General features: G+C 65.4%; 23 protein-coding genes and 1 tRNA gene. 16 read left to right on the top strand and 8 right to left on the bottom strand.

Annotated features, from left to right (window positions below):
* Positions 1-114: 114 nt before the first annotated feature.
* Positions 115-1185 carry a recombinase RecA gene (gene recA / locus QCE63_RS03725; RefSeq protein WP_309830650.1) on the bottom strand — a complete coding sequence of 357 codons (1071 nt, stop codon included), beginning with the start codon at positions 1183-1185 and terminating at the stop codon, positions 115-117.
* A 294-nt stretch (positions 1186-1479) separates the two neighbouring features.
* On the opposite strand from recA, the gene QCE63_RS03720 reads away from it, so the two are divergent.
* From QCE63_RS03720 to QCE63_RS03705, 4 genes are all read left to right on the top strand, one after another.
* Positions 1480-2214, top strand: a complete 735-nt coding sequence (locus QCE63_RS03720) for a response regulator transcription factor (RefSeq protein WP_309830648.1) — start codon at positions 1480-1482, stop codon at positions 2212-2214.
* 5 nt (positions 2215-2219) lie between these two features.
* The gene (locus QCE63_RS03715) at positions 2220-3800 is read left to right on the top strand and encodes a sensor histidine kinase N-terminal domain-containing protein (protein WP_309830646.1); all 1581 of its coding nucleotides are present in this window, start codon (positions 2220-2222) and stop codon (positions 3798-3800) included.
* A 238-nt stretch (positions 3801-4038) separates the two neighbouring features.
* Positions 4039-5697 carry an MFS transporter gene (locus QCE63_RS03710; protein WP_309830644.1) on the top strand — a complete coding sequence of 553 codons (1659 nt, stop codon included), beginning with the start codon at positions 4039-4041 and terminating at the stop codon, positions 5695-5697.
* 81 nt (positions 5698-5778) lie between these two features.
* Positions 5779-5855 (top strand) — tRNA-Met (locus tag QCE63_RS03705).
* Positions 5856-6022: 167 nt separating this feature from the next.
* Here the strand turns inward: QCE63_RS03705 and QCE63_RS03700 are convergent.
* Positions 6023-6451, bottom strand: coding sequence for a hypothetical protein (locus QCE63_RS03700; protein WP_309830642.1), 429 nt, complete (start codon positions 6449-6451; stop codon positions 6023-6025).
* Between the two features lie 277 nt (positions 6452-6728).
* Here QCE63_RS03700 and QCE63_RS03695 point away from each other — a divergent pair, with 277 nt between their 5' ends.
* Together QCE63_RS03695 and QCE63_RS03690 are read left to right on the top strand one after the other, a co-directional pair.
* On the top strand, positions 6729-7403 hold the full coding sequence (locus QCE63_RS03695; protein WP_309830640.1) for a glycine zipper 2TM domain-containing protein: 675 nt from the start codon (positions 6729-6731) through the stop codon (positions 7401-7403).
* Positions 7404-7542: 139 nt separating this feature from the next.
* Positions 7543-8022, top strand: a complete 480-nt coding sequence (locus QCE63_RS03690; RefSeq protein ID WP_404990079.1) for a hypothetical protein — start codon at positions 7543-7545, stop codon at positions 8020-8022.
* 379 nt (positions 8023-8401) lie between these two features.
* Here QCE63_RS03690 and QCE63_RS03685 read toward each other — a convergent pair whose 3' ends face one another.
* The 4 genes from QCE63_RS03685 to QCE63_RS03670 all read right to left on the bottom strand — a co-directional run bounded on the left by QCE63_RS03685 (position 8402) and on the right by QCE63_RS03670 (position 11221).
* Positions 8402-8689: a hypothetical protein gene (locus tag QCE63_RS03685; protein WP_309830637.1), complete on the bottom strand. Its 288-nt coding sequence runs from the start codon at positions 8687-8689 to the stop codon at positions 8402-8404.
* 116 nt (positions 8690-8805) lie between these two features.
* Positions 8806-9366: a hypothetical protein gene (locus QCE63_RS03680; protein ID WP_309830635.1), complete on the bottom strand. Its 561-nt coding sequence runs from the start codon at positions 9364-9366 to the stop codon at positions 8806-8808.
* Between the two features lie 35 nt (positions 9367-9401).
* On the bottom strand, positions 9402-10358 hold the full coding sequence (locus tag QCE63_RS03675; protein WP_309830633.1) for a peptidoglycan DD-metalloendopeptidase family protein: 957 nt from the start codon (positions 10356-10358) through the stop codon (positions 9402-9404).
* A 203-nt stretch (positions 10359-10561) separates the two neighbouring features.
* On the bottom strand, positions 10562-11221 hold the full coding sequence (locus tag QCE63_RS03670) for a VTT domain-containing protein (RefSeq protein WP_309830631.1): 660 nt from the start codon (positions 11219-11221) through the stop codon (positions 10562-10564).
* Positions 11222-11422: 201 nt separating this feature from the next.
* Here QCE63_RS03670 and mutL point away from each other — a divergent pair, with 201 nt between their 5' ends.
* Together mutL and miaA are read left to right on the top strand one after the other, a co-directional pair.
* A complete protein-coding gene (gene mutL, locus QCE63_RS03665; protein WP_309830629.1) occupies positions 11423-13408 on the top strand; it encodes a DNA mismatch repair endonuclease MutL in 1986 nt (661 codons plus the stop codon).
* Positions 13405-14352 carry a tRNA (adenosine(37)-N6)-dimethylallyltransferase MiaA gene (miaA, locus tag QCE63_RS03660; protein WP_309830627.1) on the top strand — a complete coding sequence of 316 codons (948 nt, stop codon included), beginning with the start codon at positions 13405-13407 and terminating at the stop codon, positions 14350-14352. The genes mutL and miaA overlap by 4 nt, the downstream gene beginning before the upstream one ends.
* A 64-nt stretch (positions 14353-14416) precedes the next feature.
* On the opposite strand, the gene purM is transcribed toward miaA, so the two are convergent.
* Positions 14417-15472, bottom strand: a complete 1056-nt coding sequence (purM, locus tag QCE63_RS03655) for a phosphoribosylformylglycinamidine cyclo-ligase (RefSeq protein WP_309830625.1) — start codon at positions 15470-15472, stop codon at positions 14417-14419.
* A gap of 274 nt (positions 15473-15746) precedes the next feature.
* On the opposite strand from purM, the gene hda reads away from it, so the two are divergent.
* The 7 genes from hda (at position 15747) to QCE63_RS03620 (ending at position 21427) form a co-directional block, all read left to right on the top strand.
* Positions 15747-16526: a DnaA regulatory inactivator Hda gene (gene hda / locus QCE63_RS03650; RefSeq protein ID WP_309833669.1), complete on the top strand. Its 780-nt coding sequence runs from the start codon at positions 15747-15749 to the stop codon at positions 16524-16526.
* Between the two features lie 11 nt (positions 16527-16537).
* The gene (locus tag QCE63_RS03645; RefSeq protein WP_309830623.1) at positions 16538-17224 is read left to right on the top strand and encodes an HAD family hydrolase; all 687 of its coding nucleotides are present in this window, start codon (positions 16538-16540) and stop codon (positions 17222-17224) included.
* Positions 17217-18809, top strand: coding sequence for a polynucleotide adenylyltransferase PcnB (pcnB, locus tag QCE63_RS03640; RefSeq protein WP_309830621.1), 1593 nt, complete (start codon positions 17217-17219; stop codon positions 18807-18809). Before QCE63_RS03645 ends, pcnB begins: the two co-directional genes overlap by 8 nt.
* Positions 18810-18905: 96 nt before the next feature.
* Positions 18906-19454 carry a 2-amino-4-hydroxy-6-hydroxymethyldihydropteridine diphosphokinase gene (gene folK / locus QCE63_RS03635; RefSeq protein WP_309830619.1) on the top strand — a complete coding sequence of 183 codons (549 nt, stop codon included), beginning with the start codon at positions 18906-18908 and terminating at the stop codon, positions 19452-19454.
* The gene (locus tag QCE63_RS03630) at positions 19451-20131 is read left to right on the top strand and encodes a deoxynucleoside kinase (protein ID WP_309830617.1); all 681 of its coding nucleotides are present in this window, start codon (positions 19451-19453) and stop codon (positions 20129-20131) included. The genes folK and QCE63_RS03630 overlap by 4 nt, the downstream gene beginning before the upstream one ends.
* Before the next feature lie 56 nt (positions 20132-20187).
* Entirely contained in the window at positions 20188-21003 is an 816-nt protein-coding gene (gene panB, locus QCE63_RS03625; RefSeq protein WP_309830615.1) for a 3-methyl-2-oxobutanoate hydroxymethyltransferase, read from the top strand.
* A 124-nt stretch (positions 21004-21127) separates the two neighbouring features.
* Positions 21128-21427, top strand: a complete 300-nt coding sequence (locus QCE63_RS03620; RefSeq protein WP_309830613.1) for a hypothetical protein — start codon at positions 21128-21130, stop codon at positions 21425-21427.
* 12 nt (positions 21428-21439) lie between these two features.
* Here the strand turns inward: QCE63_RS03620 and QCE63_RS03615 are convergent, their stop codons facing one another.
* Positions 21440-22372: a CopD family protein gene (locus QCE63_RS03615; protein WP_309830611.1), complete on the bottom strand. Its 933-nt coding sequence runs from the start codon at positions 22370-22372 to the stop codon at positions 21440-21442.
* Between the two features lie 484 nt (positions 22373-22856).
* Here QCE63_RS03615 and QCE63_RS03610 point away from each other — a divergent pair, with 484 nt between their 5' ends.
* Positions 22857-23594, top strand: coding sequence for a c-type cytochrome (locus QCE63_RS03610; protein ID WP_309830609.1), 738 nt, complete (start codon positions 22857-22859; stop codon positions 23592-23594).
* Positions 23595-23603 lie beyond the last annotated feature (9 nt).

The following is a 23603-nucleotide window of genomic DNA, read 5'->3' as shown; positions in this document are numbered from 1 at the left end:
CCTTCTTCGTTAGCCTCATCCGCCGAACCGAGCTTCGAATCAGCCTTCGAATCCGTCTTCGAATTTGCCTTCGAACCGGGCCGGCGCCTGAGCATCGTCCTTCAGGCTCGACGCTTATTCTTCGTCGGCCACTACGGCCTTGGCGACAACCGCTTCACCCATTGCAGCCACGCCCAGCGATTCGCGGATCTTGTTCTCGATCTCGCGCGCGATGTCCGGATTCTCGCGCAGGAATTCACGCGCATTGTCCTTGCCCTGACCGATACGGTCGCCGTTGTAGCTGTACCAGGCACCGGCCTTGTCGACCAGCTTGGCCTGCACGCCAAGGTCGATGATTTCGCCCTGACGCGAGATGCCTTCGCCATACAGGATGTCGAAGATGGCTTCGCGGAACGGCGGCGCGACCTTGTTCTTCACGACCTTCACGCGCGTTTCATTGCCGATGACTTCGTCGTTCTTCTTGATCGAGCCAATGCGGCGGATATCCAGACGCACCGACGAGTAGAACTTGAGCGCATTGCCGCCGGTGGTGGTTTCCGGATTGCCGAACATCACACCGATCTTCATGCGGATCTGGTTAATGAAGATGACGAGGCAGTTCGTGCGCTTGATGGTGCCGGTAAGCTTGCGCAGCGCCTGCGACATCAGACGCGCCTGAAGACCCGGCAGCGAGTCGCCCATTTCGCCTTCGATTTCCGCCTTCGGCACGAGAGCAGCCACAGAGTCGATGACGATCATGTCGATGGAACCCGAGCGCACCAGCGCGTCCGCAATTTCGAGCGCCTGCTCGCCCGTGTCCGGCTGCGAGATCAGCAGCTCCGACACGTTCACGCCGAGCTTGCCTGCGTATTGAACGTCGAGCGCGTGTTCCGCGTCGATGAAGGCCGCCGTGCCGCCGAGCTTCTGCATTTCGGCAACGACCTGCAGCGTGAGCGTGGTCTTGCCCGACGATTCCGGACCGTAGATTTCCACCACTCGGCCACGCGGCAAACCGCCGACGCCGAGCGCGATGTCCAGACCGAGCGAACCGGTGGACACCACCTGAATGTCTTCGACCGCCTCACCTGCGCCGAGCCGCATGATCGACCCTTTGCCGAATTGCTTTTCGATCTGCGCGAGCGCGGCGGCCAGGGCCTTGCTCTTTTCCGCAGTCATTCCAGCCGGGCCTTTCTTGCTTTCTTCCATGAATCGTCCTTTGCTATGATGAACGGCGTCTGAGGCAGTGTTCACGGGCATTTTCGCTGCTCGAACGAGCTTCTCGAAAGGCCTTTTCACACGCACGCAGACACTGTATAAAAAAACAGTAGTTTTTGCAAGCGGGTAGCGCCGCGACGCAGCTTTTTTTCCGCGTCACGCAAGTTGCACACCCCTGCGCAAGAACTGCAAATACACCTGGAGACCGCCGCGCCGGGCGACATTCGGTGCCGGCAATGCCGCTGCGCTTCGCCGCGCATGGGGCGTACCAAGGCGCACACGACGATGCGAATCCTCATTGCCGAAGACGACAGCATACTCGCGGACGGTCTCGTCCGATCACTCCGCCAATCGGGCTATGCCGTTGATCATGTGAAGCATGGCGTCGAGGCGGATACCGCCCTTTCGCTACAGACTTTCGACCTCCTGATCCTCGATCTCGGCTTGCCGCTGATGCCCGGCCTGGAGGTGCTGCGCCGCCTGCGCGCACGCAATTCGCAGATGCCCGTGCTGATCCTCACCGCCGCCGACAGCGTCGACGAACGCGTGAAGGGACTCGACCTCGGCGCGGATGACTATATGGCCAAGCCCTTCGCGCTCAACGAGCTCGAAGCGCGCGTGCGGGCGCTGACGCGGCGCGGCGCCGGCGGCGGCCCGACGGTCGTGAAGCACGGCTCGCTCTGCTTCGACCAGGTCGGGCGCATCGCGACGATCGGCGAGCAGGTCATCGACTTGTCCGCGCGCGAACTTGGCGTGCTCGAAGTGCTGCTGCAGCGAAGCGGCCGGCTCGTGTCGAAGGAACAGCTCGTCAATCATCTGTGCGAGTGGGGCGAGGAAGTCAGCAACAACGCCATCGAGGTCTACGTGCACCGGCTGCGCAAGAAGATCGAGCCGAGCGGCGCGAAGATCATCACGGTACGCGGGCTCGGTTACACGCTGGAGAAAACGGGCGCGTCGTCGAATGGCGCGGGGCCGCAGCCGCCGGCCGACCCGATGCCCGCCAGCCATCACTACAAGTAGGCGGTATGGCGTCGTCGGCTTCCACTGAATCGCGCGCGCCGAAGCCCTCCGCTGACGCCTCCGCCGACTCCGACACGCTGCGCGACGCGCGCTACGCCAACCCGTTCGCGCCGCCCGACGAACTCGAACCCGATACGCACGCGCATCCGCGCTCGCTCTTCGGCGAAATTCTCGACTGGATGCTGGCGCCGCTGCTGCTGCTCTGGCCGATGAGCATCGCGGTGACCTATCTCGTTGCCAAGTCGATCGCCAACGGGCCCTTCGACCGCGCGCTCGAAGCCGACGCCTACGTGCTGGCGCGGCAGATCCAGCCGGTCAACGGCGTCGCGGAGCTGCGCCTGCCCGATGCCACCCGCGACTTCCTGCGCGCCGACAACATCGACAGCGTGTTCTTCCAGGTGCTCGGCACGCGCGGCGAGCTGGTCGGCGGCGACCGCGACATGCCGCTGCCGCACGACGACGACCGGCCGCAGCCCGGCATCGTCGAATTCCGCGACGACGTATTGCGTGGCAACGACATCCGCGTCGCCTACACCACGGTCGATCTGCCCGGACTCGCGCCCGGACGCGATCCGGCCAGCACCCAGCCGGTGCTGGTGCAGGTCGCCGAGACGCTCGACAAGCGCAGCCAGCTCGCCAACGACATCATCAAGGGCGTGATCCTGCCGCAGTTCGTGATCCTGCCGCTCGCGATCATCCTGGTGTGGTTCGGCCTGTCGCGCGGGCTCGCGCCGCTGCATGCGCTGCAGTCGAACATCCGGGCGCGTCGTCCGGACGATCTTTCGCCGCTGGAAGCGGACCGCGCCCCGCCGGAGATCGCGCCGCTGGTCGCCTCGTTCAACGATCTGCTCACGCGGCTCGAACAGAACATGGAGTTCCAGAAGCGTTTCATCGCCGATGCCGCGCATCAGATGAAGACGCCGCTCGCGGGCTTGCGCATGCAGGCCGAGTTCGCGATGCGCCAGGAGGTGTCGGCGGAGGTGCAGCGCTCGCTGGAGCAGATCGCGACGAGTTCCGAACACGCGGCCCGCCTCGTCACGCAACTGCTGGCGCTGGCGCGTGCCGAGAATCGCGCGGCGGGCGGCATTTTCTCGCGCATCGAGCTGACGACGCTCGCACGGCTCGCGGTGCGCGACTGGGTGCAGCCTGCGCTCGCCAAGCGCATGGACCTGGGCTTCGAGGAGCCGCCGCATCCGGTGGAGGTGGAAGGCAATGTCGTGATGCTGCGGGAGATGCTCTCGAACCTGATCGACAACGCGATCCGCTACACGCCCGCGGGCGGGCGCATCACCGTGCGCGTGCGGATGGATGACGCTCACCTCGACCTCGTGCATCTCGAAGTGGAAGACTCGGGGCTGGGCATTCCGGCGGCGGAGCGCGGGCGCGTGGTGGAGCGGTTCTACCGCATTCTCGGGCGCGAAGGCGACGGCAGCGGGCTGGGGCTTGCGATCGTCAAGGAGATCACGACGATGCATGGCGGCACGCTCGCGATCGAGGATCACGTGTATCAGGACAGTCCACGGCTGGCTGGAACCCTTGTGCGGGTCAGTCTTAAGCGGGTTTATCCTGCCCGGGACAAACCCTGACCGTCAGGATCGATTCTTCCCTTCTCGGGCGTCAGAAGCCCGACGTTGCCCGAAAATAGACGATCGTTTGCACCACGATTCCGTCAAATCGGGGCGTTCAGCCAGCAATAGCGCATCTGACGGCCTGACGCCGCGCGTCAGAACGCCGTAAGTTTTCGTTCCAATAATCGTTGCACCGGAGCCGCCAGGTCGCGGACCGATATATTCGAAAAATTCAAATCAGCACAGGAGGCGGTACATGGCTACGGTTGAGGGGCGCGTTTCGCACGCACCGATGACGGCGGACGAAAAGAAGGTCATCTTCGCTTCGTCGCTCGGGACGGTGTTCGAGTGGTACGACTTCTATCTGGCGGGCTCGCTCGCCGTGTACATCAGCAAGACCTTCTTCTCGGGCGTCAACCCGACGGCCGGCTTCATCTTCACCCTGCTCGGCTTCGCGGCGGGCTTCGCGGTGCGTCCGTTCGGCGCGATCGTGTTCGGGCGGCTCGGCGACATGGTCGGGCGCAAGTACACGTTCCTCGTGACGATCGTCATCATGGGCCTGTCGACGTTCCTGATCGGCTTCCTGCCGGGTTACGCGACGATCGGCATCGCGGCGCCGGTCATCTTCATCGCGATGCGTCTGTTGCAGGGCCTGGCGCTCGGCGGCGAGTACGGCGGCGCGGCGACCTACGTCGCGGAGCACGCGCCTTCGAACAAGCGCGGCGCGTGGACGGCGTGGATCCAGACCACGGCGACGCTCGGCCTGTTCATCTCGCTGATCGTGATTCTCGCGGTGCGCACGGCGGTTGGGGAAGAACAGTTCGGCGCGTGGGCGTGGCGCATCCCGTTCCTCGTGTCGATCCTGCTGCTGGCCATTTCGGTGTGGATCCGGATGAAGCTACATGAATCGCCGGTGTTCGAGCGCATCAAGGCCGAAGGCAAGACCTCGAAGGCGCCGCTCACCGAAGCGTTCGGCGAGTGGAAGAACCTGAAGATCGTGCTGCTGGCGTTGTTCGGCCTGACGGCGGGCCAGGCGGTCGTGTGGTACACGGGCCAGTTCTATTCGCTGTTCTTCCTCACGCAGACGCTCAAGGTGGACGGCACCAGCGCGAACATCATGGTCGCCGTGGCGCTCCTGATCGGCACGCCGTTCTTCGTGTTCTTCGGCTCGCTCTCGGATCGCATCGGACGCAAGCCGATCATCATGGCCGGCTGCCTGATCGCGGCGCTCTCGTTCTTCCCGCTGTTCAAGGCGCTCGCGCACTACACCAATCCGACGCTCGAGGCCGCGACGCAAAAGTCTCCGATCGTCGTGATCGCCAATCCGGACGAGTGCTCGTTCCAGTTCAATCCGGTGGGAACGGCGAAATTCACGTCGTCGTGCGATATCGCGAAGGGCGCGCTGTCGAAGGCCGGCCTGAACTACGAGAACGTGGCGGCGCCGGCGGGCACGCAGGCGCAGATCAAGGTGGGCGAAACAGTCGTCAACACCTATGACGGCAAGGGCGCCGACGCCAAGGCCCAGGGCGCCGCGTTCGACAAGACGCTCGCCGGCACGCTGAAGAGCGCGGGCTATCCGCCAAAGGCCGATCCGGCGCTGATCAATTGGCCGATGGCGATCGTGGTCCTGACCATCCTCGTGATCTTCGTGACGATGGTGTACGGGCCGATCGCGGCGATGCTGGTCGAGATGTTCCCGGCGCGGATCCGCTATACGTCGATGTCGCTGCCGTATCACATCGGCAATGGCTGGTTCGGCGGCTTTCTGCCGGCGACGGCCTTCGCGATCGTCGCGGCCAAGGGCGATATCTACTCGGGGCTGTGGTATCCGATCGTGATTGCGCTGGCGACGTTCGTGATCGGCATGCTGTTCGTGAAGGACACGCGCAAGTCGAACGTGTATCACGAGGATTGAGGAGGCTGGGTCGGGCCGTCTTAAGAAATCGCTGGGAGAGGCTTGACAGCCCGAACCGCCCTCTGCATAATCTCGTCTTTCGGCGAATTAGCTCAGCCGGTTAGAGCGACGGAATCATAATCCGCAGGTCCGGGGTTCGAATCCCTGATTCGCCACCAGCTTCAAGAAAAAAGCCGCTGTTCTAAAAGGACAGCGGCTTTTTTGCGTCTGCGCGGCAAGAGTCCTCGCGGCAAGAGTCCTTTGAAGCGGCGCGTGTCAGGTTCCAGCGATGCTCTGGAGACGGATTCGGAGAACATGCCATGACGCACCCATACCTGTGTCCGCGCTATGCGTTCGGCTCGTTCTCCAGAGGTTCAAGCGTGCCGTCCGACCTCACTTCAAATGTGTAAAGACTGCGTTGCGGCGTCTCGCCTAGCTCCACAAGCTCGCTCAGAATTTTTCCATCCCACCAGACCACAGTCCAAGCGGGCAGTGCTCGCTTGATAGCGCGTGCAATCGCGAGTCCTTCCGCATTGAACTTGTCCCAGTTCAACCGGTTCTGACGCTCCTCCGGCGGCTTGAAATCATCGTTGATGTTGTACCAGTCGGCCCACTGCGCGAGCCGAAGTTTCAAGTCGTTCGGCACCGGAAGTTCTTCCGGATCCATGTGCATGCCGTCGAAGTGCCAGATGCAGTTCGACGCATAGTCCGGCATGACCCGGACGTGAACAGGGTTCTCGTCAATCTCAAACTCGTCTTCTTCGTGCTTTGACATGTCTTGAAGTTCGGTGTCAGTCGATTCAGGCGGCGCACATCACCATTGCGCCCGATTCTCGCACGCGAATATGAGCCCACGGATGAAGGGGGTGTTGTTCATCACCAGATCGGCAATCTCAGCCGCTCAATCCCACGTTGAAAGAAAGACGGCGCAAAGGCATCCCCGCGAAGTTTGCTTACAAATGTCACACCTCTCGCGTCCACCGCGCGCGCCGCATCGCGTTTATGGCAGACAGGCACCCGCGCTTCGCATGCCGACAACCGGAGTCACCGCCATGAACGCCCTTCCCCAGATCCCGTCCGACGTCCCGACGAAAGCCTCGCGCATTCATCCGCTGGTCGCGGCTGCGGCCGTATCGGTGATCCTTGCCTGCGGCACCGGCATCGCGGCGATGACCGGGCTGCTGCCGTCTTCGAAGGCCACCGCCAACACGGTCACCGCGTCGCCGCTCGTCGACACGCAGGTGGCCAAAGCGGCATCGTCACCCTCGCCGTCAGCGAGCCAGAAGAACACCCCCCTGCCCCGCGCAGTACGCGGACATCACGTGAACCCTGCCCGCCCCGTCGAGCCGGTTCGCGAGACCGTCCAGCCCGCGCAGAATCCCGTCCCCGCCTACGATCCCTACGCCGGCCAGGTGACCGCCGTCAACGCCGTGCAGACCGCGCAACCGACGACGGGCATCGGTGCGGTCGGCGGCGCGGTGGTCGGCGGCCTCGCGGGCACGCAGATCGGCCAAGGCCGCGGCCGCACGGCAGCGACGATTCTCGGCGCGATCGGCGGGGGCCTCGCGGGCAACCAGATCGAGCATGTCGTGCACAAGACGACCACCTATCAAGTGCAGGTCCGCATGAACGACGGCAATCTTCGCAGCTTCAACTACGACGCCGCGCCGGGCGTGGCGGTCGGCCAGAAGGTGCGTGTGTCGGGTGAGACCTTGACGCCCGCCTGAGACAAAAGACTCATCGCTTAAGACAAGCCTAATTTTCCGGTGCGAAGATGCATTCCATGTCGAATGCATCCGCGCAACCCGCGTCCCGGCGTCGCGCAGCGCGTCGGCCCACGCGAGAAACTCAATCGGGAGTGCTTCTGTGAAGAAGAAATCGAGCAGCATGAAATCCAGCCGTCCGGCCATGTCGCCGTTGCTCCGCTCGCTGACGTACAGCCGCGCGGCGCGCGAGCCGATGATCGACGGCATGTTGTTGCAGTGCTACGCCGCACTCGACGCATTCGATCGTGGCCACGGCTCGCAGACGCTCTTCATGACACTGTGCCGTCATCTGCTGGTCGCCGAGGAACTGTGTCAGCTCGGCCACGCAGCCGATTGCGCCGACGACATCACGGTCGCGCACGAAGCGCTCGTCGCACTGGATAACCGACACTCCGCCGAAGGCACATGGATTCTCGATGCCGACGCGCACGCTCAACTCTGCACGGCGCTCGCGCTCTTCGGTCAGCAACTGGAGGAAGCGACGCTCGAACATATCGCCCAGGCGGAAGCGCGGATGGTCACGCAATCGCTGCTCGCCGCGAGCATGCGTTCGAGTCTCAAGCGCGCTCAAGTTGCGTGATGCCTGATGATCGGTGGCGTGTTCGCAACACATGACATCCGTACTTTCCCGCAAAGCGTGCAGCAACGGGAACAAGTGTTTGCAAACGTACAGTCAGACGAATCAACGCTCACGATACTTGTCCTTAGCGCACGGGGGGAAGCAGTACGGCGCGCTGAGAGACCGAGAAACAGGATGGGCGGCACTCGAACGGTTCGTTGATGGAAGCAGAGCGCACAAGCTGGATCACAACAACAACACGCGCATGCTTTTGACAACGGCCCTGTGAGTCGCAGGCAAACAAGCCGACGCTCCGACAACACGATGTTCAAAAGCCGGCTTGCGCCGGCTTTTTCTTTTGCTGTCACGCTGAAGTCCAACGCTGAACGACGAAACACATTCAGCGATATCGCGAAAAAACCCTTCGTGCGCACTCCGCGCACCAGACGCGCGGCGCAAGCTCTGCACGGGCGCTCCAGACATGACCGTACGCGCACTGCCATTGAAGCGGCGTGGCGTCATCGACATAGCCTGGCGAGAGCAGCAAGCCGCCGCGTGCCTGTGCCATGTCGCGCAGACGTCGCGTCGCCGCATCGGGACGCTGCAACGCGCAGTTCATGCACCGCACGTTCTGCGACGCTTCGAGCGACGCATCCCACGCATGTCCGCACGCGCACGTCCACAGCATGGACGTATCCGGGTTCCCGCCACTCGCTGCGCGTTCCCGATAGCGCGCTGCTGCCGCCATCGATTGACGATGCGCGTTACGTTTGTCCGGGCGAGCCATAGGGTGCCAGGGCGTGGTCAGTGCTGACCGCCGCGGATCGACTCGGAGCGCGAGGTCGTCACGACCGTGCCGTCCGGGCCGAAGTGCGCGTTGAACATCGCGTCCTGATTCACGCCGTCCTCCAGCCAGTGCCAGCTCCACACACGCTCCTTCTTGAGCGGATATTCGGCGATGGCCGTCGGCTTGCCCAGCAGCCTGCGGGCTTCGTCCATGGTCATGCCGGGGCGCACCTTCGCGAAGTTCGCGGCAGTCAGGACCTGCGTGACCGAGACAAAGCGGCCGTTGGCATCGAGATCGACCATATAGGTATTCGTGCCGGCCGGGCCGCGCGGATATTCGAGGCGCTTGCTGCCGTCAGTGAAGTTCCGTTCGGACTCGGGCTCGCCCATCTGGTCGCGGATCTGCGCCTCGGTCGTGACGCCCGGCTGCAGATTCTTGAGCAGCAGCGTGTCCGGCTTCACCGCATTGAAGAACGCCTTGAGCTTGTTCAATGCATCCTCGCCTGGTTGCTGATCGCAGCCCGACAGCAGCGCCACGGCCGATACCGCGACCCACGCGCTGCACACGATCTTTCTCATCTTCGCCCCCTTCGCCTGCGTGTCGATGCGCGGAATCAGCCGCCGGCCGAGCCCAGCAGCGGCATCGGATCGATGGCGGCGCCCGCCTTTCTCACTTCGAAGTGCAGTGCCGGCGTGCCGCTCGGGCCGGTGCCCATGTCGGCGATGGTTGCGCCCTGCTTGACGGTGTCGCCTTCCTTCACGAGCAGCTTTTCGTTGTAGGCGTAGGCGGTGAGATAGTCGTTGCCGTGCTTGACGATGATCATGCGGCCATACGAGCGCAAGCCGCTGCCCGCATACACGACCTTGCCGGCCGCCGCGGCCTTGACCGGCTGGCCGACCTTGCCTTCGATGTCGATGCCCTTGTTGCCGCTCGCCCCGAACTTGCGGACGACATCGCCGTGCGCCGGCCACGCGAAGGTGCCCTTGCCCACGGGCGCGCTGCTGGTGCTCGCGTGTTCTGTGGCCGGAGCCGGGGCCGGCTTCGCGGCCGCCGCCTTGTCGGGCGTGGGCAGGAGCGGCGGCTGCGCCGACTTCGCCGTCGATGAAGACGCCGTGCCCGACACCGCAGCCACGGTCGAGCCCGGCGGCGCAATACGCAAGACCTGTCCGATGTTGACCTGCTTGCTCTCGGGCAGATGGTTCCACGCGATCAGGTCGGCGGGTTGCTGCTTGAAGGTGCGCGAGATGCCATAGAGCGTGTCGCCCGGCTGGACCCGATAGAGGCCCGCTCCAACCGGCGCGAGCGGTGCAAGCGGTGCGGCGGCGGGCGCCGCGAGCGGCACCGGCGCCGCGGTCGTCATGCCCGCCGACGCGCTCTGCACGACCGGCGGCGCACTGCTCACCGAACTTTCGACGATCGGCGCCGGCGTGCGCGGCGTCGACGAACACGCGGCCAGACCGGCCGCCATCCCCGCTGCGAGCAGCGTACGCGTAATCGAACGATGCGTGCTCGACTCCCGCGCCGCCTGCACCTCAAACGCTTCCATGTGCATCACCACCTGCTTTCTCATGCTTTTCGTCTTGATCTTTTCTGACTTTGCGTCCGCGTCGGCACGCGGCTTCATTCCTTGCGCCGCTCATGCCGCCTGCGCCGCGCGGATCCCGATTGCTGGAACAGCACACACCTCGCCAGCATAAAACATTGGCGGGGCGAATTCGTTCAAATGAGCCAAACGATACCCATCGTCCGGCTCCGTGAGCGCTTGCCGGGCCCTCAGGCCTTGGAGTTGCGTCGGCTCATTTTCCACAGCGCGCCGAGCAACACCGGCACGATCGCCGCGCCGATCCCCACCAGCACGATCACATTCAGATACTGCTTGATGAACGGAATGTTGCCGAAGAAGAAGCCGAGCAGCACGAGCAGCAGCACCCAGAACAGCGCGCCGAGCACATTGAACAACTGGAAGCGCGAATGGCTCATGCCGGACACGCCCGCGACGAACGGCGCGAAGGTCCGCACGATCGGCACGAAACGCGCAATCACGATGGTCTTGCCGCCGTGACGCTCGTAGAAGTTGTGTGTCTTCTGCAGCGCGGCGCGGTCGAGAAAGCGTTCGAGCACGGGAATATGGGTGTCGAAGACCTTCGGCCCGATGGCGCGGCCAATCCAGTAATTCAGCGTGTTGCCGGTGATGGCGGCGACCAGCAGCAGCGCGATCAGCGCCAGCAGATTCATCTCGTGGGACGCCGCGAACGCGCCGCCGATGAACAGCAGCGAATCGCCCGGCAGGAACGGGAACACGACAAGCCCGGTCTCGCAGAATACGATCAGGAACAACACCGCGTAGACCCAGGCGCCGTAGCTCTGGATGAAGACCCCCAGCGACTTGTCGATATGCAGGATGAGTCCCAGAAATTGCAGCAGCGTGTCCAAAAGCGTTCCTCGAAAGAAGTCCAGTCGCCGCGGCGAGCGGCGCGTCCGGTGGTCAGAAAAGGGAGTCGCGCCATGATACCGAAGTGCCGCGTCGCGTCAGTTAAAAAGCACGCAGTGGAGCACTTCCTGGGGCGCCTGGGCAAGATGGCCGACGCCTGGGCCGACGCCGGGGCCGACGCGGGCGAATCGCTATAATTCGCCATGGCCGACCTCAACGAACCCTCCGCCGCCGCTTTGACCGCGGATGACCCGCGCCGTTCGCGCGGCATCGCGCCGCTGCCCGACCAGCTCATCAGCCAGATCGCCGCGGGCGAGGTGGTGGAACGGCCGGCGTCGGTAGTCAAGGAACTGCTCGAAAACGCCCTCGATGCCGGCGCCCGGACGCTGCGCATCACGCTCGACGAAGGCGGCGTCAAGCGCATCGTTGTTGCCGATGACGGCTACGGCATGCCGCCCGGCGAGTTGCCGCTCGCGCTGCTGCGCCATGCCACCAGCAAGATCCGCTCGCTCGCCGACCTCGAAGCGGTCGCCACGCTCGGGTTTCGCGGCGAAGCCATTGCGTCGATTGCATCGGTGGCTGAGCTATTCATCACGAGCCGCACCGACGCCTGCCCGCACGCCACCCGCATCGACGCCCAGACGGGCGCGTTGTCGCCCGCAGCGGGCACGACCGGCACGACCATGGAAGTGCGCGAGTTGTATTTCAACACGCCCGCGCGCCGCAAGTTTCTGAAAAGCGAGCAGACCGAACTCGGTCATTGCCTGGAAGTGATCCGCCGCACGGCGCTGGCGCGCCCGGACGTGGCGATCTCGGTGATGCACAACGGCCGTGCCGTCGAGCACTGGAACGCAAGCGATCCGCAGACGCGCGTCGCGAAGATTCTGGGCGAGGTCTTCGAAACCGCGCACCTGCCGCTCGACGAACGCGCCGGACCGCTCGCCGTCTATGGCTGCGCGGGCCTGCCCACCGCCAGCCGCGGCCGCGCCGACCAGCAGTACTTCTTCGTCAACGGCCGCTTCGTGCGCGACAAGCTGCTGACCCACGCGGTGCGCGCCGCCTACGAAGACGTGCTGCACGGCAACCGTTACCCGGCCTACGTGCTGTTTCTCGACCTGCCGCCTGAATCCGTCGATGTGAACGTGCATCCGTCGAAGATCGAGGTGCGGTTCCGCGATTCACGCTCGATTCACCAATACGTGTTCCATGCCGTGCAGCGGGCGCTGGCGCGGCACGCGGGCGCGTCGCCGGAAACGACCTCGGGCGGACACGCGGCGCAATTGCAGGCAACGGGTCCGGCGTCGTTCAGCGCGAAGCCGTTCGCCGGCCAGGATCCGCTGGCCGCGCGCGGCGTGAGCGGCACGAGCGAGAACGGCACCAACTGGCTGCGCCAGTCGCGCATGACCCAGGGCACGCTGCCGGTCGCGCAGCCGCTGGCGCTGTACGACGCGCTGTTCGGGCGCAAGGACGCGGGCGCATCGAGCGGCACGACGTCGCCGGAGACGCGTGACACGCCCTACCCGACATCCGCGCAAACGCCCGTCTGGGCCAGCGACAGCGCCACGCCTGCTACCTGCGGACCCGCCGCTTCCGCGCACGCCGACGACCAGCCACTCGGCTTCGCGGTCGGGCAGATCCACGGCATCTATGTGCTGGCGCAGAACGCGCGCGGACTCGTCCTCGTCGACATGCACGCGGCGCACGAGCGCATTCTCTACGAGCAGTTCAAGCACGCCCTCGGCGATCACACCATCGCCGTGCAGCCGCTGCTGATTCCGGTGTCGATGACAGCGGAGCCGGTGGAAATCGGCATCGTCGAGGAGGAGAAAGAGACGCTCGATGCGCTCGGCTTCGATCTCGCGGTACTTTCGCCGACTTCCATCGCAATCCGCGCCGTGCCCGCGTTGCTGAAGGACGCGGATCTGCAAGCGCTCGCGCGCGCCGTGCTCGCCGATCTGCACGCCTACGGCGGATCGCGCGTGCTGACCGAACGCCAGCACGAACTGCTCGGCACGCTCGCGTGCCACAACGCGGTGCGGGCGAACCGCCGCCTGACGCTCGACGAAATGAACGCACTGCTGCGCCAGATGGAAGCGACGGAGCGCGCGGATCAGTGCAATCACGGGCGGCCGACCTGGTTTCAGTTGACGCTCGCGGATCTCGACCGCCTCTTCATGCGCGGACAATGAGCGCTGCCGCCCTGCCCGTAGCCTGTCTGCTCGGACCGACGGCGTCCGGCAAGACCGCCGCCGCGCTCGCGTTCGCCGCGCGGCATCCGGTCGAGATCATCAGTGTCGACTCGGCGCTGGTGTATCGCGAGATGGATATCGGTACGGCGAAGCCCAGCCTCGAAGAGCGCGCGGCGGCGCCGCATCATCTGATCGACATCATCGATCCGGCCGAGTCCTATTCCGCCGCGCAGTTCCGCGCCGACACGCTGCGGCTGGTCGAGGAGATCGTCGCGCGCGGCAAGCTGCCTTTGCTGGTCGGCGGCACGATGCTCTACTTCAAGGCGCTCACGCAGGGCCTCAACGATCTGCCGGGCGCCGATCCGGCGGTGCGCGCCGCGCTCGATGCCGACGCCGAACGCGACGGCTGGCCCGCGCTGCACGCGCGCCTCGCCACGCTCGATCCGGACACGGCGGCGCGGCTCGCGCCGAACGATTCACAGCGTATCCAGCGCGCGCTCGAAATTCACATGCTGACCGGCCAACCGATGTCCGCGTTGCTCGCCGCGCCGCGCGCGGTCGAGCAGGACACGCGCTGGCGCTTCGTGCCGGTGGCGCTGGAGCCGTCGGACCGGGCGGTGCTGCACGGGCGCATCGAGGCGCGCTTCGATGCGATGCTGGCGCACGGTTTCATCGACGAAGTGAAGCGCCTGCGTGCGCGCGGCGATCTCGATCTGTCGATGCCGTCGATGCGCTGCGTCGGGTATCGGCAGGCATGGGAATATCTCGATGGCGCGACGCCCTACGGCGAGATGCGCGACAAGGGCGTGTTCGCGACGCGTCAGTTGTGCAAGCGGCAGTTGACCTGGCTGCGCGGAATGCCGGAGCGGGTCGTGGTGGATTGTTGCGCGGCGGATGCGACGGAGACGGCGATGGAGGCGCTGGAGCGGGCGGCGCAGCTCTAGCTGCACAAACAAAAAACCCTCGCACACCGCGAGGGTTTCTCTCATTCAGCCCAAAAACCCAGCATCAAAGCACCACGGTCTGCGCCTCGCCCGCCTGGCTCTCGCGCACGACGCCGATCTTCCAGACCTGCTCGCCCGCGCCCGACAACAGACCGATGGCCGCTTCCGCGTCTTCTGCCGCGACGATCACCGCCATGCCGATACCGCAGTTGAACACCCGATGCATCTCCGCATCCGCGACGCCGCCATGCTTCTGCAGCCACGCGAACAGCGGCGGCAACGGCCACGCGCGGTGATCCAGTTCCGCCGTGAGCCCCTCGCGCAGCACGCGCGGAATGTTCTCCACCAGTCCGCCGCCGGTGATGTGCGCCATGCCCTTCACCGTGATGCTCTGCATCGCCTGCAACAGCGGCTTCACGTAGATGCGCGTGGGCGCCATCAGTGCGTCGGCGAGCGTGCGGCCGTCGAAGTCGGCGTTCAGGTCCGGATTCGCGCGCTCGATGATCTTGCGCACGAGCGAAAAACCATTCGAATGAATGCCGCTCGACGCCAGCCCCAGCACGACGTCGCCCGGTTTGATCGTGCTGCCGTCGATGATCTTGCTCTTCTCGACCGCGCCCACCGCGAAACCCGCGAGGTCGTATTCGCCGTCGGGATACATGCCCGGCATTTCCGCCGTCTCGCCGCCGATCAGCGCGCAGCCCGCCAGTTCGCAGCCCTGCGCGATGCCCTTCACCACGTCCGCCGCAGTGTCCACGTCCAGCTTGCCGCAGGCGAAATAATCGAGGAAGAACAGCGGCTCGGCGCCTTGCACGAGGATGTCGTTGACGCTCATCGCGACGAGATCCTGGCCCACGGTGTCGTGGCGCTTCAACGTGAACGCGAGACGCAGCTTGGTGCCGACGCCGTCCGTGCCCGACACGAGCACCGGCTCCTTGTACTTCTTCGGCACCTCGAACAGCGCGCCGAACCCGCCGATGCCACCCAGCACGCCGTCACGCAACGTCTTCTTGGCAAAGGGCTTGATGCGGTCGACGAGCGCGTCGCCTGCGTCGATGTCCACGCCCGCGTCGCGGTAAGACAAACCTTGGGTTTCCGGGGTGGATTTCGGCTGATTCATGGGGGGAGTGCGAGAAGGTCGGTAAAATGCGATTTTACCCGATGATGACCCGCCGACCGATTCTCACGCTGTTGCCACGCGCGAGCATCGCTGCGGCAACGGCGTCCCGGACTCCGGCGCGGCCGCGCGTCGCGCCCGTCATGGCGCGCGCATGGCCGGCGGCCGTGGTCCTGCACACCCGCGTCGCTCATCCGCGCCGCCTGCCCGCGTCGCGCCCCCGCGCGGCCCGGCCGCACGTTTCGAAACCTGCCCGACCCCAGGCCCGACGACTCCGATTCCCGTGCAACGCCAACTGACGCTCGATCTCGGCACGCCGCCGCCCGCCACCTTCGCCAACTTTTTCGCCGCCGGCAATCACGAACTGATTTCGCGGCTGTGCGAACTCGAAGGCGCGCTCGCGGCCGGGCCCGTTGCCGACCGCACGTTCTATATCTGGGGCGAGCCGGGCAGCGGCCGCAGTCACTTGCTGCAGGCGCTGATCCACGAAGCCAGCGGCCACGCGCGTTATCTGAGCCCGCAAAGCGCCCTCAACGCGTTCAACTTCGATCCGCGCGTGACGCTCTACGCCGTCGACGATTGCGATCACCTTTCACCCGCCCAGCAAATCGCGCTCTTCAACCTGTTCAACGAAGTGCGCGCGCATCCGGTGAGCGCGCTCGTGGCGACCGGCAACGACGCGCCGCTCGCGCTCACGGTGCGCGAAGACCTGCGCACGCGGCTCGGCTGGGGCCTCGTGTTCCATCTTCAGCCGCTCTCCGACGACGCCAAGGCCGCCGTGCTGAAGCACGCGGCGCGCGAGCGCGGCATCGTGCTGGCGGACGACGTGCCGGGCTACCTGCTCACGCATTTCCGCCGCGACATGCCAAGCCTGATGGCACTGCTCGACGAACTCGACCGCTTCTCGCTCGAACAGAAACGCGCGGTCACGCGCCCGCTGCTGCGCGCCATGCTGCAACAGGGCGGACGCGGCGCGCCGGCCGACCTGCCCGGCGAGCCGTCCGGTCCGGATGCGCCGCCCGTCGCCACGGACAACGATCCGACCCGCTTCAAGTAAAATGCGCACCCATGAACCTCGCCCTCTTTGATCTCGACCACACGCTCATCCCCACCGACAGCGACCACGAATGGGGCCGCTTCATGGTGAAGCTCGGCATCGTCGACGCGAATTCCTTCGCGCGCCAGAACGATGCCTTCTACGCCGACTACAAGGCGGGCGTGCTCGACATCAACGCCTATCTGCATGCCATGCTCGCGCCGCTCGCGAAGTATTCGCGCGAGCAGCTCACCGACTGGCACGCGCAGTTCATGCAGGAAGTGATCAACCCGCGCATCGTGCCGTCCGCCGTCACGCTGGTGCGCGAGCATCAGGACAACGGCGATCTCTGCTGTCTCGTCACCGCGACCAACGCGTTCATCACCGCGCCGATCGCAGAAGCATTCGGCATCGAAACATTGATCGCCTGCGAAGTCGAAACCGTCGACGATCACCCGCACGGCGCGCTGACCGGCAAGCCGACCGGCACGCCGAGCTATCGCGAGGGCAAGATCGTGCGCGTGGAGCAGTGGCTCGCCACGCTCGGCAAGACGCTCGACGACTTCAAGCACAGCTTCTTCTACAGCGACTCGCATAACGACATCCCGCTCCTCGAGCGCGTCACCGACCCCGTCGCCACCAATCCCGACGACACCCTGCGCGCGCATGCGCAAGCCCGAGGCTGGCGCATTCTGAATCTCTTCGACACACGTGATTAAAAAACTCATCCGCAAGCTGTTCGGGCAAGAAAGCGCCGAATCCACCGGGACCGCGCCCAACGACACGCCGACAGCTTCGCCCGACGCCCGACCCGCCCGCCCCGCCAGCAAGAGCCCGCGCAAGAAAGCCGCCGCGCCGCCCAAGCGCGACCCGAGCGTGCCGGTGATCCTGTCTTCGGAGATCCACGGCATCGATCCGTCGCTGATCTCGAAGAACGCGGTGCGCGTCACCGACGGCCTGCAGCAGGCGGGGCATCGCGCGTTCATCGTCGGCGGCGCGGTGCGCGACCTGTTGCTCGGCGTTGCGCCGAAGGACTTCGACGTCGCCACCGATGCCACGCCCGACCAGGTGCAGAAGCTGTTTCGCCGTGCGCGCATCATCGGCCGGCGCTTTCAGATCGTGCACGTGCAGTTCGGCCAGGACATCATCGAGACCTCGACTTTCCGCGCGCTGATGGACGCGCCGCCCGAGCCCGCCGCCGAACCGCCGCGCCGCCTGAAGCGCGGCGAACTCGACAGCCGCACGCACGCGGTGGATGCGAGCGGCCGAGTGCTGCGCGACAACGTCTGGGGCGAGCAGCACGAGGACGCCACGCGCCGCGACTTCACGATCAACGCGATGTACTACGATCCGGCCACGCAAACCGTGCTGGACTATCACGACGGCATGGCCGACATCCGCGCGCGCTTGTTGCGCATGATCGGCGACCCGGCCACGCGTTATCGCGAGGACCCGGTGCGCATGCTGCGCGTGGTGCGCTTCGCGGCCAAACTCGGCTTCGAGATCGACGAAGCCACGCGCGCGCCCATCAAGGAACTCGCCGACCTGATGAACAACGTGCCGGCCGCGCGTCTGTTCGATGAAATGCTCAAGCTGCTGCTGTCCGGCCATGCGCTCGCGTGTCTCACGCGGCTGCGTCAGGAAGGTTTGCATCACGGCGTGCTGCCCTTGCTCGACGTCGTGCTTGAACAGCCGCACGGCGAGAAATTCGTGACGCTCGCGCTCACCAGCACCGACGAACGCGTACGCGCGGGCAAGTCGGTGTCGCCGGGCTTCTTGTTCGCCACGCTGTTGTGGCACGACGTGCAGACCCGCTGGCAGCAATACACGGCGAACGGCGAGTATCCGGTGCCGGCGCTGCATCGCGCGATGGACGACGTGCTCGACATGCAGACCGAGAAGCTCGCGATCCACAAGCGTTTCTCGTCCGACATGCGCGAGATCTGGGGTCTTCAGCACCGGCTGGAAAAACGCGGCCGCAGTGCGCTGAAGCTGCTCGAACACCCGCGCTTCCGGGCGGGGTATGATTTCCTGCTGCTGCGTTGCGAATCGGGCGAGCTCGATGCGGAGACCGGTCAATGGTGGACCGACTTCATCGAGAGCGATCACGTTGCGCGCGAAGGCTTGCTCACGCAAGGCGGCAAGGAAACCAGCGGCCCGAAGAAGCGGCGCCGCCGCAGCAACGCGAAGCGCCGTTCGGGCGATGCCGCCGCAGCCGGTCCGCAAACCGAAATGAATTCAGGCAGTGTTGACGGCGACGCACCGGACAACGCAAGCAGGCGCGAAGACGCGGACAACGCATGACGCCGGTTTTGGTTACAGTAGCGCAGAGCGACATCGCCTGACTGTGTCGCTTGTCCGCTTCTGCTTTTGCTGAGACCCACGCGTAGGACTTCTGCCATGACGATTGCTTATCTCGGCCTGGGGGCGAATCTCGGCGATGCGCGCCAGACCCTGAAAGACGCCGTCGTGTGTCTCGCCCAGCAGCACACGATCACCGTGCTCGCGAAATCGAGCCTCTACCGGACCGCGCCCATCGACGCCACCGGCGACGACTACTTCAATTGCGTCGTCAAGCTCGAAACCAGCCTGCCCGCCCGCGCGCTGCTGCGCCTGTGCCACGGCATCGAAGAACAGTTCGGACGCGAGCGGCCGTATCGCAACGCGCCGCGCACGCTCGATCTCGACATTTTGCTGTACGGCGCAACGAGCATCGACGAACCGGATCTCGTCGTGCCGCATCCGCGCATGACCGAGCGCGCCTTCGTGCTGGTGCCGCTCATCGAACTCGAACCCGATCTCATCCTGCCCCAGCGCGGCCGCGCGGACGCCTTCATGGCGGCCGTCACCGAGCAGCGCATCGAGAAAGTCGCCGCCTGCCAGTGCATGGCCGGCTCACCCGCACGCGGCGCGAATCCCGCCGCCTCCAACAAGACCGATTGCCGATGAGCGTTCCGCCTCTCACCGTCACCGCGCCGCAACTCAAGCCGCCGCATCGTTACATTGCGATCGAAGGGCCGATCGGCGTCGGCAAGACCACGCTCGCCACGCTGCTCGCCGAACGCTGGTCGATGCGCACGCTGTTCGAGCGTCCGCAGGACAACCCGTTTCTCGAACGCTTCTATCGCGACACGACGCGCCATGCGCTCGCCACGCAACTGAGCTTCGCGTTGCAGCGCGCCGCACAGGCAGCGGAGGCCGCCGACATCGTCGCGAGCGGCACGCCGCTGATGGCCGACTTCGTCACGCAGAAGAGCGAGCTGTTCGCGCGCCTCACGCTGAGCAACGAGGAATTCCAGCTGTACAAGGACATCGCGGGCCGTCTGCACGCCAGCGGCCCCGCGCCCGATCTCGTCATCTACCTGCAGGCGAGTCCTGAAGTGCTGTTCTCGCGCATTCAGAAACGCGCGCTGCCGATGGAACTGCAGATCTCCGACGCGTATCTGCGCGCACTCTGCGACGCCTACAACGAGTTCTTCTATCACTACGACGCGACGCCGCTGCTCACCGTGAACGCGGAACATCTGAACCCGCTCGCGTCGGATGAAGATCTCGTCTTGCTTCTGGAGCGCATCGACAGCATGCGCGGGCGCAAGGAATTCTTTGTCAAGGGCGTGTCGGCGTGAGCGCATGACAGCCTGGCGACGCCACGGCGCCCTTTCTCCTCTCCAGTGAAACCATCATGACGTACCTGCAGGAAACGAATCGCTCGACGATCACCGTCCCCAAGCTCCAGGCCATGCGCGAGGCAGGCGAACGCATCGCGATGCTGACCTGCTACGACGCAAGCTTCGCCGCGCTGCTCGACCGCGCGGGCGTCGATGTCTTGCTGATCGGCGACTCGCTCGGCAACGTGCTGCAAGGTCACGGCACGACGCTGCCCGTGACGGTGGACGACATCGCCTATCACACGGCCTCGGTGGCGCGCGGCAACAAGAGCGCGCTGATCGTCGCCGACATGCCGTTCGGCACACTCGGCTCGAAGGAAGACGCCTACGGGCACGCCGTCAAGCTGATGCGCGCGGGCGCGCAGATGGTGAAGATCGAAGGCGGCGAATGGCTCGCGGAAACGGTGCGTTTTCTCATCGAACGGTCGATTCCGGTGTGCGGGCACGTCGGGCTGACGCCGCAATCCGTGCATGCGTTCGGCGGCTTCAAGGTGCAGGGCAAATCGGACGCCGGGGCCGAACGCATGAAGCGCGACGCCCTCGCCCTCCAGGAAGCGGGCGCGCAGTTGCTCGTGATCGAAGCCGTGCCCACTTTGCTCGCCCGCGACGTGACGCAGAGCCTCGCCATCCCGACGATCGGCATCGGCGCGGGTATCGACTGTTCGGGCCAGGTGCTCGTGCTGCACGACATGCTCGGCATCTTCCATGGCAAGCGCCCGCGTTTCGTCAAGGATTTCATGCAGGGTCAGCCGAACATCTTCGCCGGCGTCGAAGCCTATGTCCGCGCGGTCAAGGACGGCAGCTTTCCCGGTCCGGAACACACGTTCTGACGCGGCGCGGGCCGCACGCTCCGGCCCCGCACATCCTGCCCACGAATTGCGTTTTCTCGTACATACTGGTGAGCTTCTTGCGGCTATGCTCGACAACAGTCACTAAAAAACAGCGAGAACGATCATGTGGCAAGTTCTTCCCGACGAGTACGTTCGGGCTCAACTGGCAGTCGGTTCACTCGTCGCGCTCGGGGTGGCGCGCGTGGTGGCGGCAGGCATCGGCGCCCAGCGCGGATGGCGCATCTCGCGGGTGACGCGCTGTTTCATCGGCGCGGCTGCGGTGTTCTGCTTGCCGCAAATGCTCGAAGTCATCTTCCACAGCGACTCGCACGTCGCCTTCGTCGAATTGCAGGGGAAGGTCATTGGCTGCGCGGTGGCTTTGTTCTGCGCGCCGATCATCAGTCACCGGCTCGGGTACGAATAGGCGCGGCCACGCTCAACCCGCGAGCGACGCCCCCGGCACGCTGTGAGACAGCACGGCCGCGGCCACGAACACCCCGGCCATCAGTAGCGCCTCGAGGCGCAGGACGTTGATGACCGTGTGCGCATCCGCGGTTGCCGCGCTGCGTTGCAAGCGCGGCAATCCCGACCATCGGTTCAGCGCGCCGAGCAGCAGCGCCGCCGCGATCAAGCCGAGTTTGACGAGCAGCGCGTGACCCCATGCGCTCGACATCAGCACGCCCGGCGAGCCGCCGGTGCCGCGCCACGCATTGAACGCGCCCGTTGCGATGACCAGCGCCACCGCGATCGTCGCCGCGCGAGACATGCGCGCCGTGAGGCGGATCAGCGTCGCCCGCGCCGTCGATGTATCCAGCGCCGGCAGCGCCCACGCGCCCGCGATGACCAGACCGCCCCATGCAGCCGTGGCGAGCAGATGCAGCGCCTGCACGGCTTCGGCTGCGGAGAATGCGCCGGCGTCGGCCGCATGTCCGACCGCCGACTTGCCCGCCGCCACAACCAGCATCGCGCACGCTGCCAGTCCGAGCCGCGCAGCCGATGCCGGCCGGCCCGACACCACGGCGAGCCACAAGAGCACACTGCCCGCCAGCCCCACCGCCCCGCCGATGCCCGCGTGCGTGTCCGTCGCCACGAGCCACAGCGAGGCGCCGGCCTCGAGAACCGGCGCGCCGCTCATCGCCGCCGCTTCCAGCCAGAGCGATGCGAAGCTGCACAGCACGAGCACGCTCGCGGCGATCGTCCCGATGCGCGCGGCCCGGCGCCAGCCGGCCAGCGCCGGTGAAAGCGGCGCGACGGCCTGTTCGCGGGACAGCCAGAATCTGAACATCGAGGCGCCAAGCGCGCAGGCAAAAGCGATATCCGCCGCCGCCGCGAAGGCGGTCTGCGCGAACCAGAGGGAATCGTCACTCATCGTGCTGAGTTGAACGCGAAGGTAAGAACAAGGGGAAGGCGCATGGCCAAAAGGATGATCGCGAAGAGAAACCGGGGCGAGTCTAAACCAAGCCGGGCAACTCGATCGGACAGGTGACGGTGCGGCACAGCATCGATTGCCTGCGAAACGCCTTGCAATTTGCCCATCCACTTCCGAAACTGCATGGATCGCACGGGCTGAACCACGCATCCGAGTCGAGTCTTTGTCGAGTGACAACGAGCATTTTTGAGGCGTTCGCTGCTGCGCGGCATATTGTCGCGAATGCGCTGCCACCGAACGCACAACGCGATTGTGTCAAATAGTCATCATCATGCATCGATGATAGAATGCCGCGTCGCATCAGAGGCTCGTCGAGCCGCTGTGGCCGTGGTCCGCCACCTGTCGCCACTGTCAGTCCCCTGCGTGGCCGTGGTTCGCCACCTTCGCACCGAGCCGCACGAAGCTCGGCAGGTCCCCGAATTTCATGGAGTGTCGCGTGTTTTCAAGACGCATCTTCCGTCCGCTGCTTGCCTTGGCTCTGATCAGCAGCGCCGGCGTTTTCGGCGCACAAGCGCAAGCCCAGACGGCCAATCAGCCGGCGACCGACAGCATGGCCGCGCGCGTGCAAGGCTGCACCGCGTGTCACGGCGTTCACGGCGAAGGCACGGACAACGACTACTTCCCGCGTCTGGCCGGCAAGCCTGCCGACTATCTGTACAACCAGCTCCAGAATTTCCGCGAAGGCCGGCGCCGGTATCCGCCGATGAACTACCTCGTCACGTACCTCTCGGACGACTACCTTCATCAGATCGCCACGTACTTCTCGAACCAGCGTCCTCCGTATCCGCCGCCTGCCAAGTCGAACGTGTCGAGCAGCACGCTCGCGCGCGGCCAGCAGATCGTGCTGAACGGCGATCCCTCGAAGAACATTCCCGCGTGCGCGGCCTGCCACGGCAAGGGTCTGACCGGCATGCAGCCGGCCATTCCGGGTCTCGTCGGCCTGCATTCGGATTACATCAGCGCGCAGGTCGGCGCATGGAAGTCGGGCACGCGTCACGCGAAGGCTCCTGACTGCATGCAGCAGATCGCCTCGCGCCTGACGGACGACGACGTGACCGCCGTCGCCGCCTGGCTCTCCACGCAACAAGCACCCGCCAACCCGGTGCCCGCGCCCGCTGGCTCGTTGAAGATGCCGCTCACCTGCGGCAGCGAACCGCAATAAGGCGTCTGG

This window comes from Caballeronia sp. LZ065 (assembly GCF_031450975.1).
GTDB lineage: Bacteria > Pseudomonadota > Gammaproteobacteria > Burkholderiales > Burkholderiaceae > Caballeronia.
The sequence above is the reverse complement of the archived record's forward strand: the minus strand, read 5'-3'. Positions and strand labels throughout refer to the sequence as shown.

What these genes read in the sequence shown, in the direction of transcription:
- recA (WP_309830650.1), bottom strand. Translation starts at nt 1,185, where the DNA reads ATGGAAGAAAGCAAGAAAGGCCCGGCTGGAATGACTGCGGAAAAGAGC.
- QCE63_RS03720 (WP_309830648.1), top strand. Translation starts at nt 1,480, where the DNA reads ATGCGAATCCTCATTGCCGAAGACGACAGCATACTCGCGGACGGTCTC.
- QCE63_RS03715 (WP_309830646.1), top strand. Translation starts at nt 2,220, where the DNA reads ATGGCGTCGTCGGCTTCCACTGAATCGCGCGCGCCGAAGCCCTCCGCT.
- QCE63_RS03710 (WP_309830644.1), top strand. Translation starts at nt 4,039, where the DNA reads ATGGCTACGGTTGAGGGGCGCGTTTCGCACGCACCGATGACGGCGGAC.
- QCE63_RS03700 (WP_309830642.1), bottom strand. Translation starts at nt 6,451, where the DNA reads ATGTCAAAGCACGAAGAAGACGAGTTTGAGATTGACGAGAACCCTGTT.
- QCE63_RS03695 (WP_309830640.1), top strand. Translation starts at nt 6,729, where the DNA reads ATGAACGCCCTTCCCCAGATCCCGTCCGACGTCCCGACGAAAGCCTCG.
- QCE63_RS03685 (WP_309830637.1), bottom strand. Translation starts at nt 8,689, where the DNA reads ATGCTGTGGACGTGCGCGTGCGGACATGCGTGGGATGCGTCGCTCGAA.
- QCE63_RS03680 (WP_309830635.1), bottom strand. Translation starts at nt 9,366, where the DNA reads ATGAGAAAGATCGTGTGCAGCGCGTGGGTCGCGGTATCGGCCGTGGCG.
- QCE63_RS03675 (WP_309830633.1), bottom strand. Translation starts at nt 10,358, where the DNA reads ATGAGAAAGCAGGTGGTGATGCACATGGAAGCGTTTGAGGTGCAGGCG.
- mutL (WP_309830629.1), top strand. Translation starts at nt 11,423, where the DNA reads ATGGCCGACCTCAACGAACCCTCCGCCGCCGCTTTGACCGCGGATGAC.
- miaA (WP_309830627.1), top strand. Translation starts at nt 13,405, where the DNA reads ATGAGCGCTGCCGCCCTGCCCGTAGCCTGTCTGCTCGGACCGACGGCG.
- purM (WP_309830625.1), bottom strand. Translation starts at nt 15,472, where the DNA reads ATGAATCAGCCGAAATCCACCCCGGAAACCCAAGGTTTGTCTTACCGC.
- QCE63_RS03645 (WP_309830623.1), top strand. Translation starts at nt 16,538, where the DNA reads ATGAACCTCGCCCTCTTTGATCTCGACCACACGCTCATCCCCACCGAC.
- folK (WP_309830619.1), top strand. Translation starts at nt 18,906, where the DNA reads ATGACGATTGCTTATCTCGGCCTGGGGGCGAATCTCGGCGATGCGCGC.
- QCE63_RS03630 (WP_309830617.1), top strand. Translation starts at nt 19,451, where the DNA reads ATGAGCGTTCCGCCTCTCACCGTCACCGCGCCGCAACTCAAGCCGCCG.
- panB (WP_309830615.1), top strand. Translation starts at nt 20,188, where the DNA reads ATGACGTACCTGCAGGAAACGAATCGCTCGACGATCACCGTCCCCAAG.
- QCE63_RS03620 (WP_309830613.1), top strand. Translation starts at nt 21,128, where the DNA reads ATGTGGCAAGTTCTTCCCGACGAGTACGTTCGGGCTCAACTGGCAGTC.
- QCE63_RS03615 (WP_309830611.1), bottom strand. Translation starts at nt 22,372, where the DNA reads ATGAGTGACGATTCCCTCTGGTTCGCGCAGACCGCCTTCGCGGCGGCG.
- QCE63_RS03610 (WP_309830609.1), top strand. Translation starts at nt 22,857, where the DNA reads ATGGAGTGTCGCGTGTTTTCAAGACGCATCTTCCGTCCGCTGCTTGCC.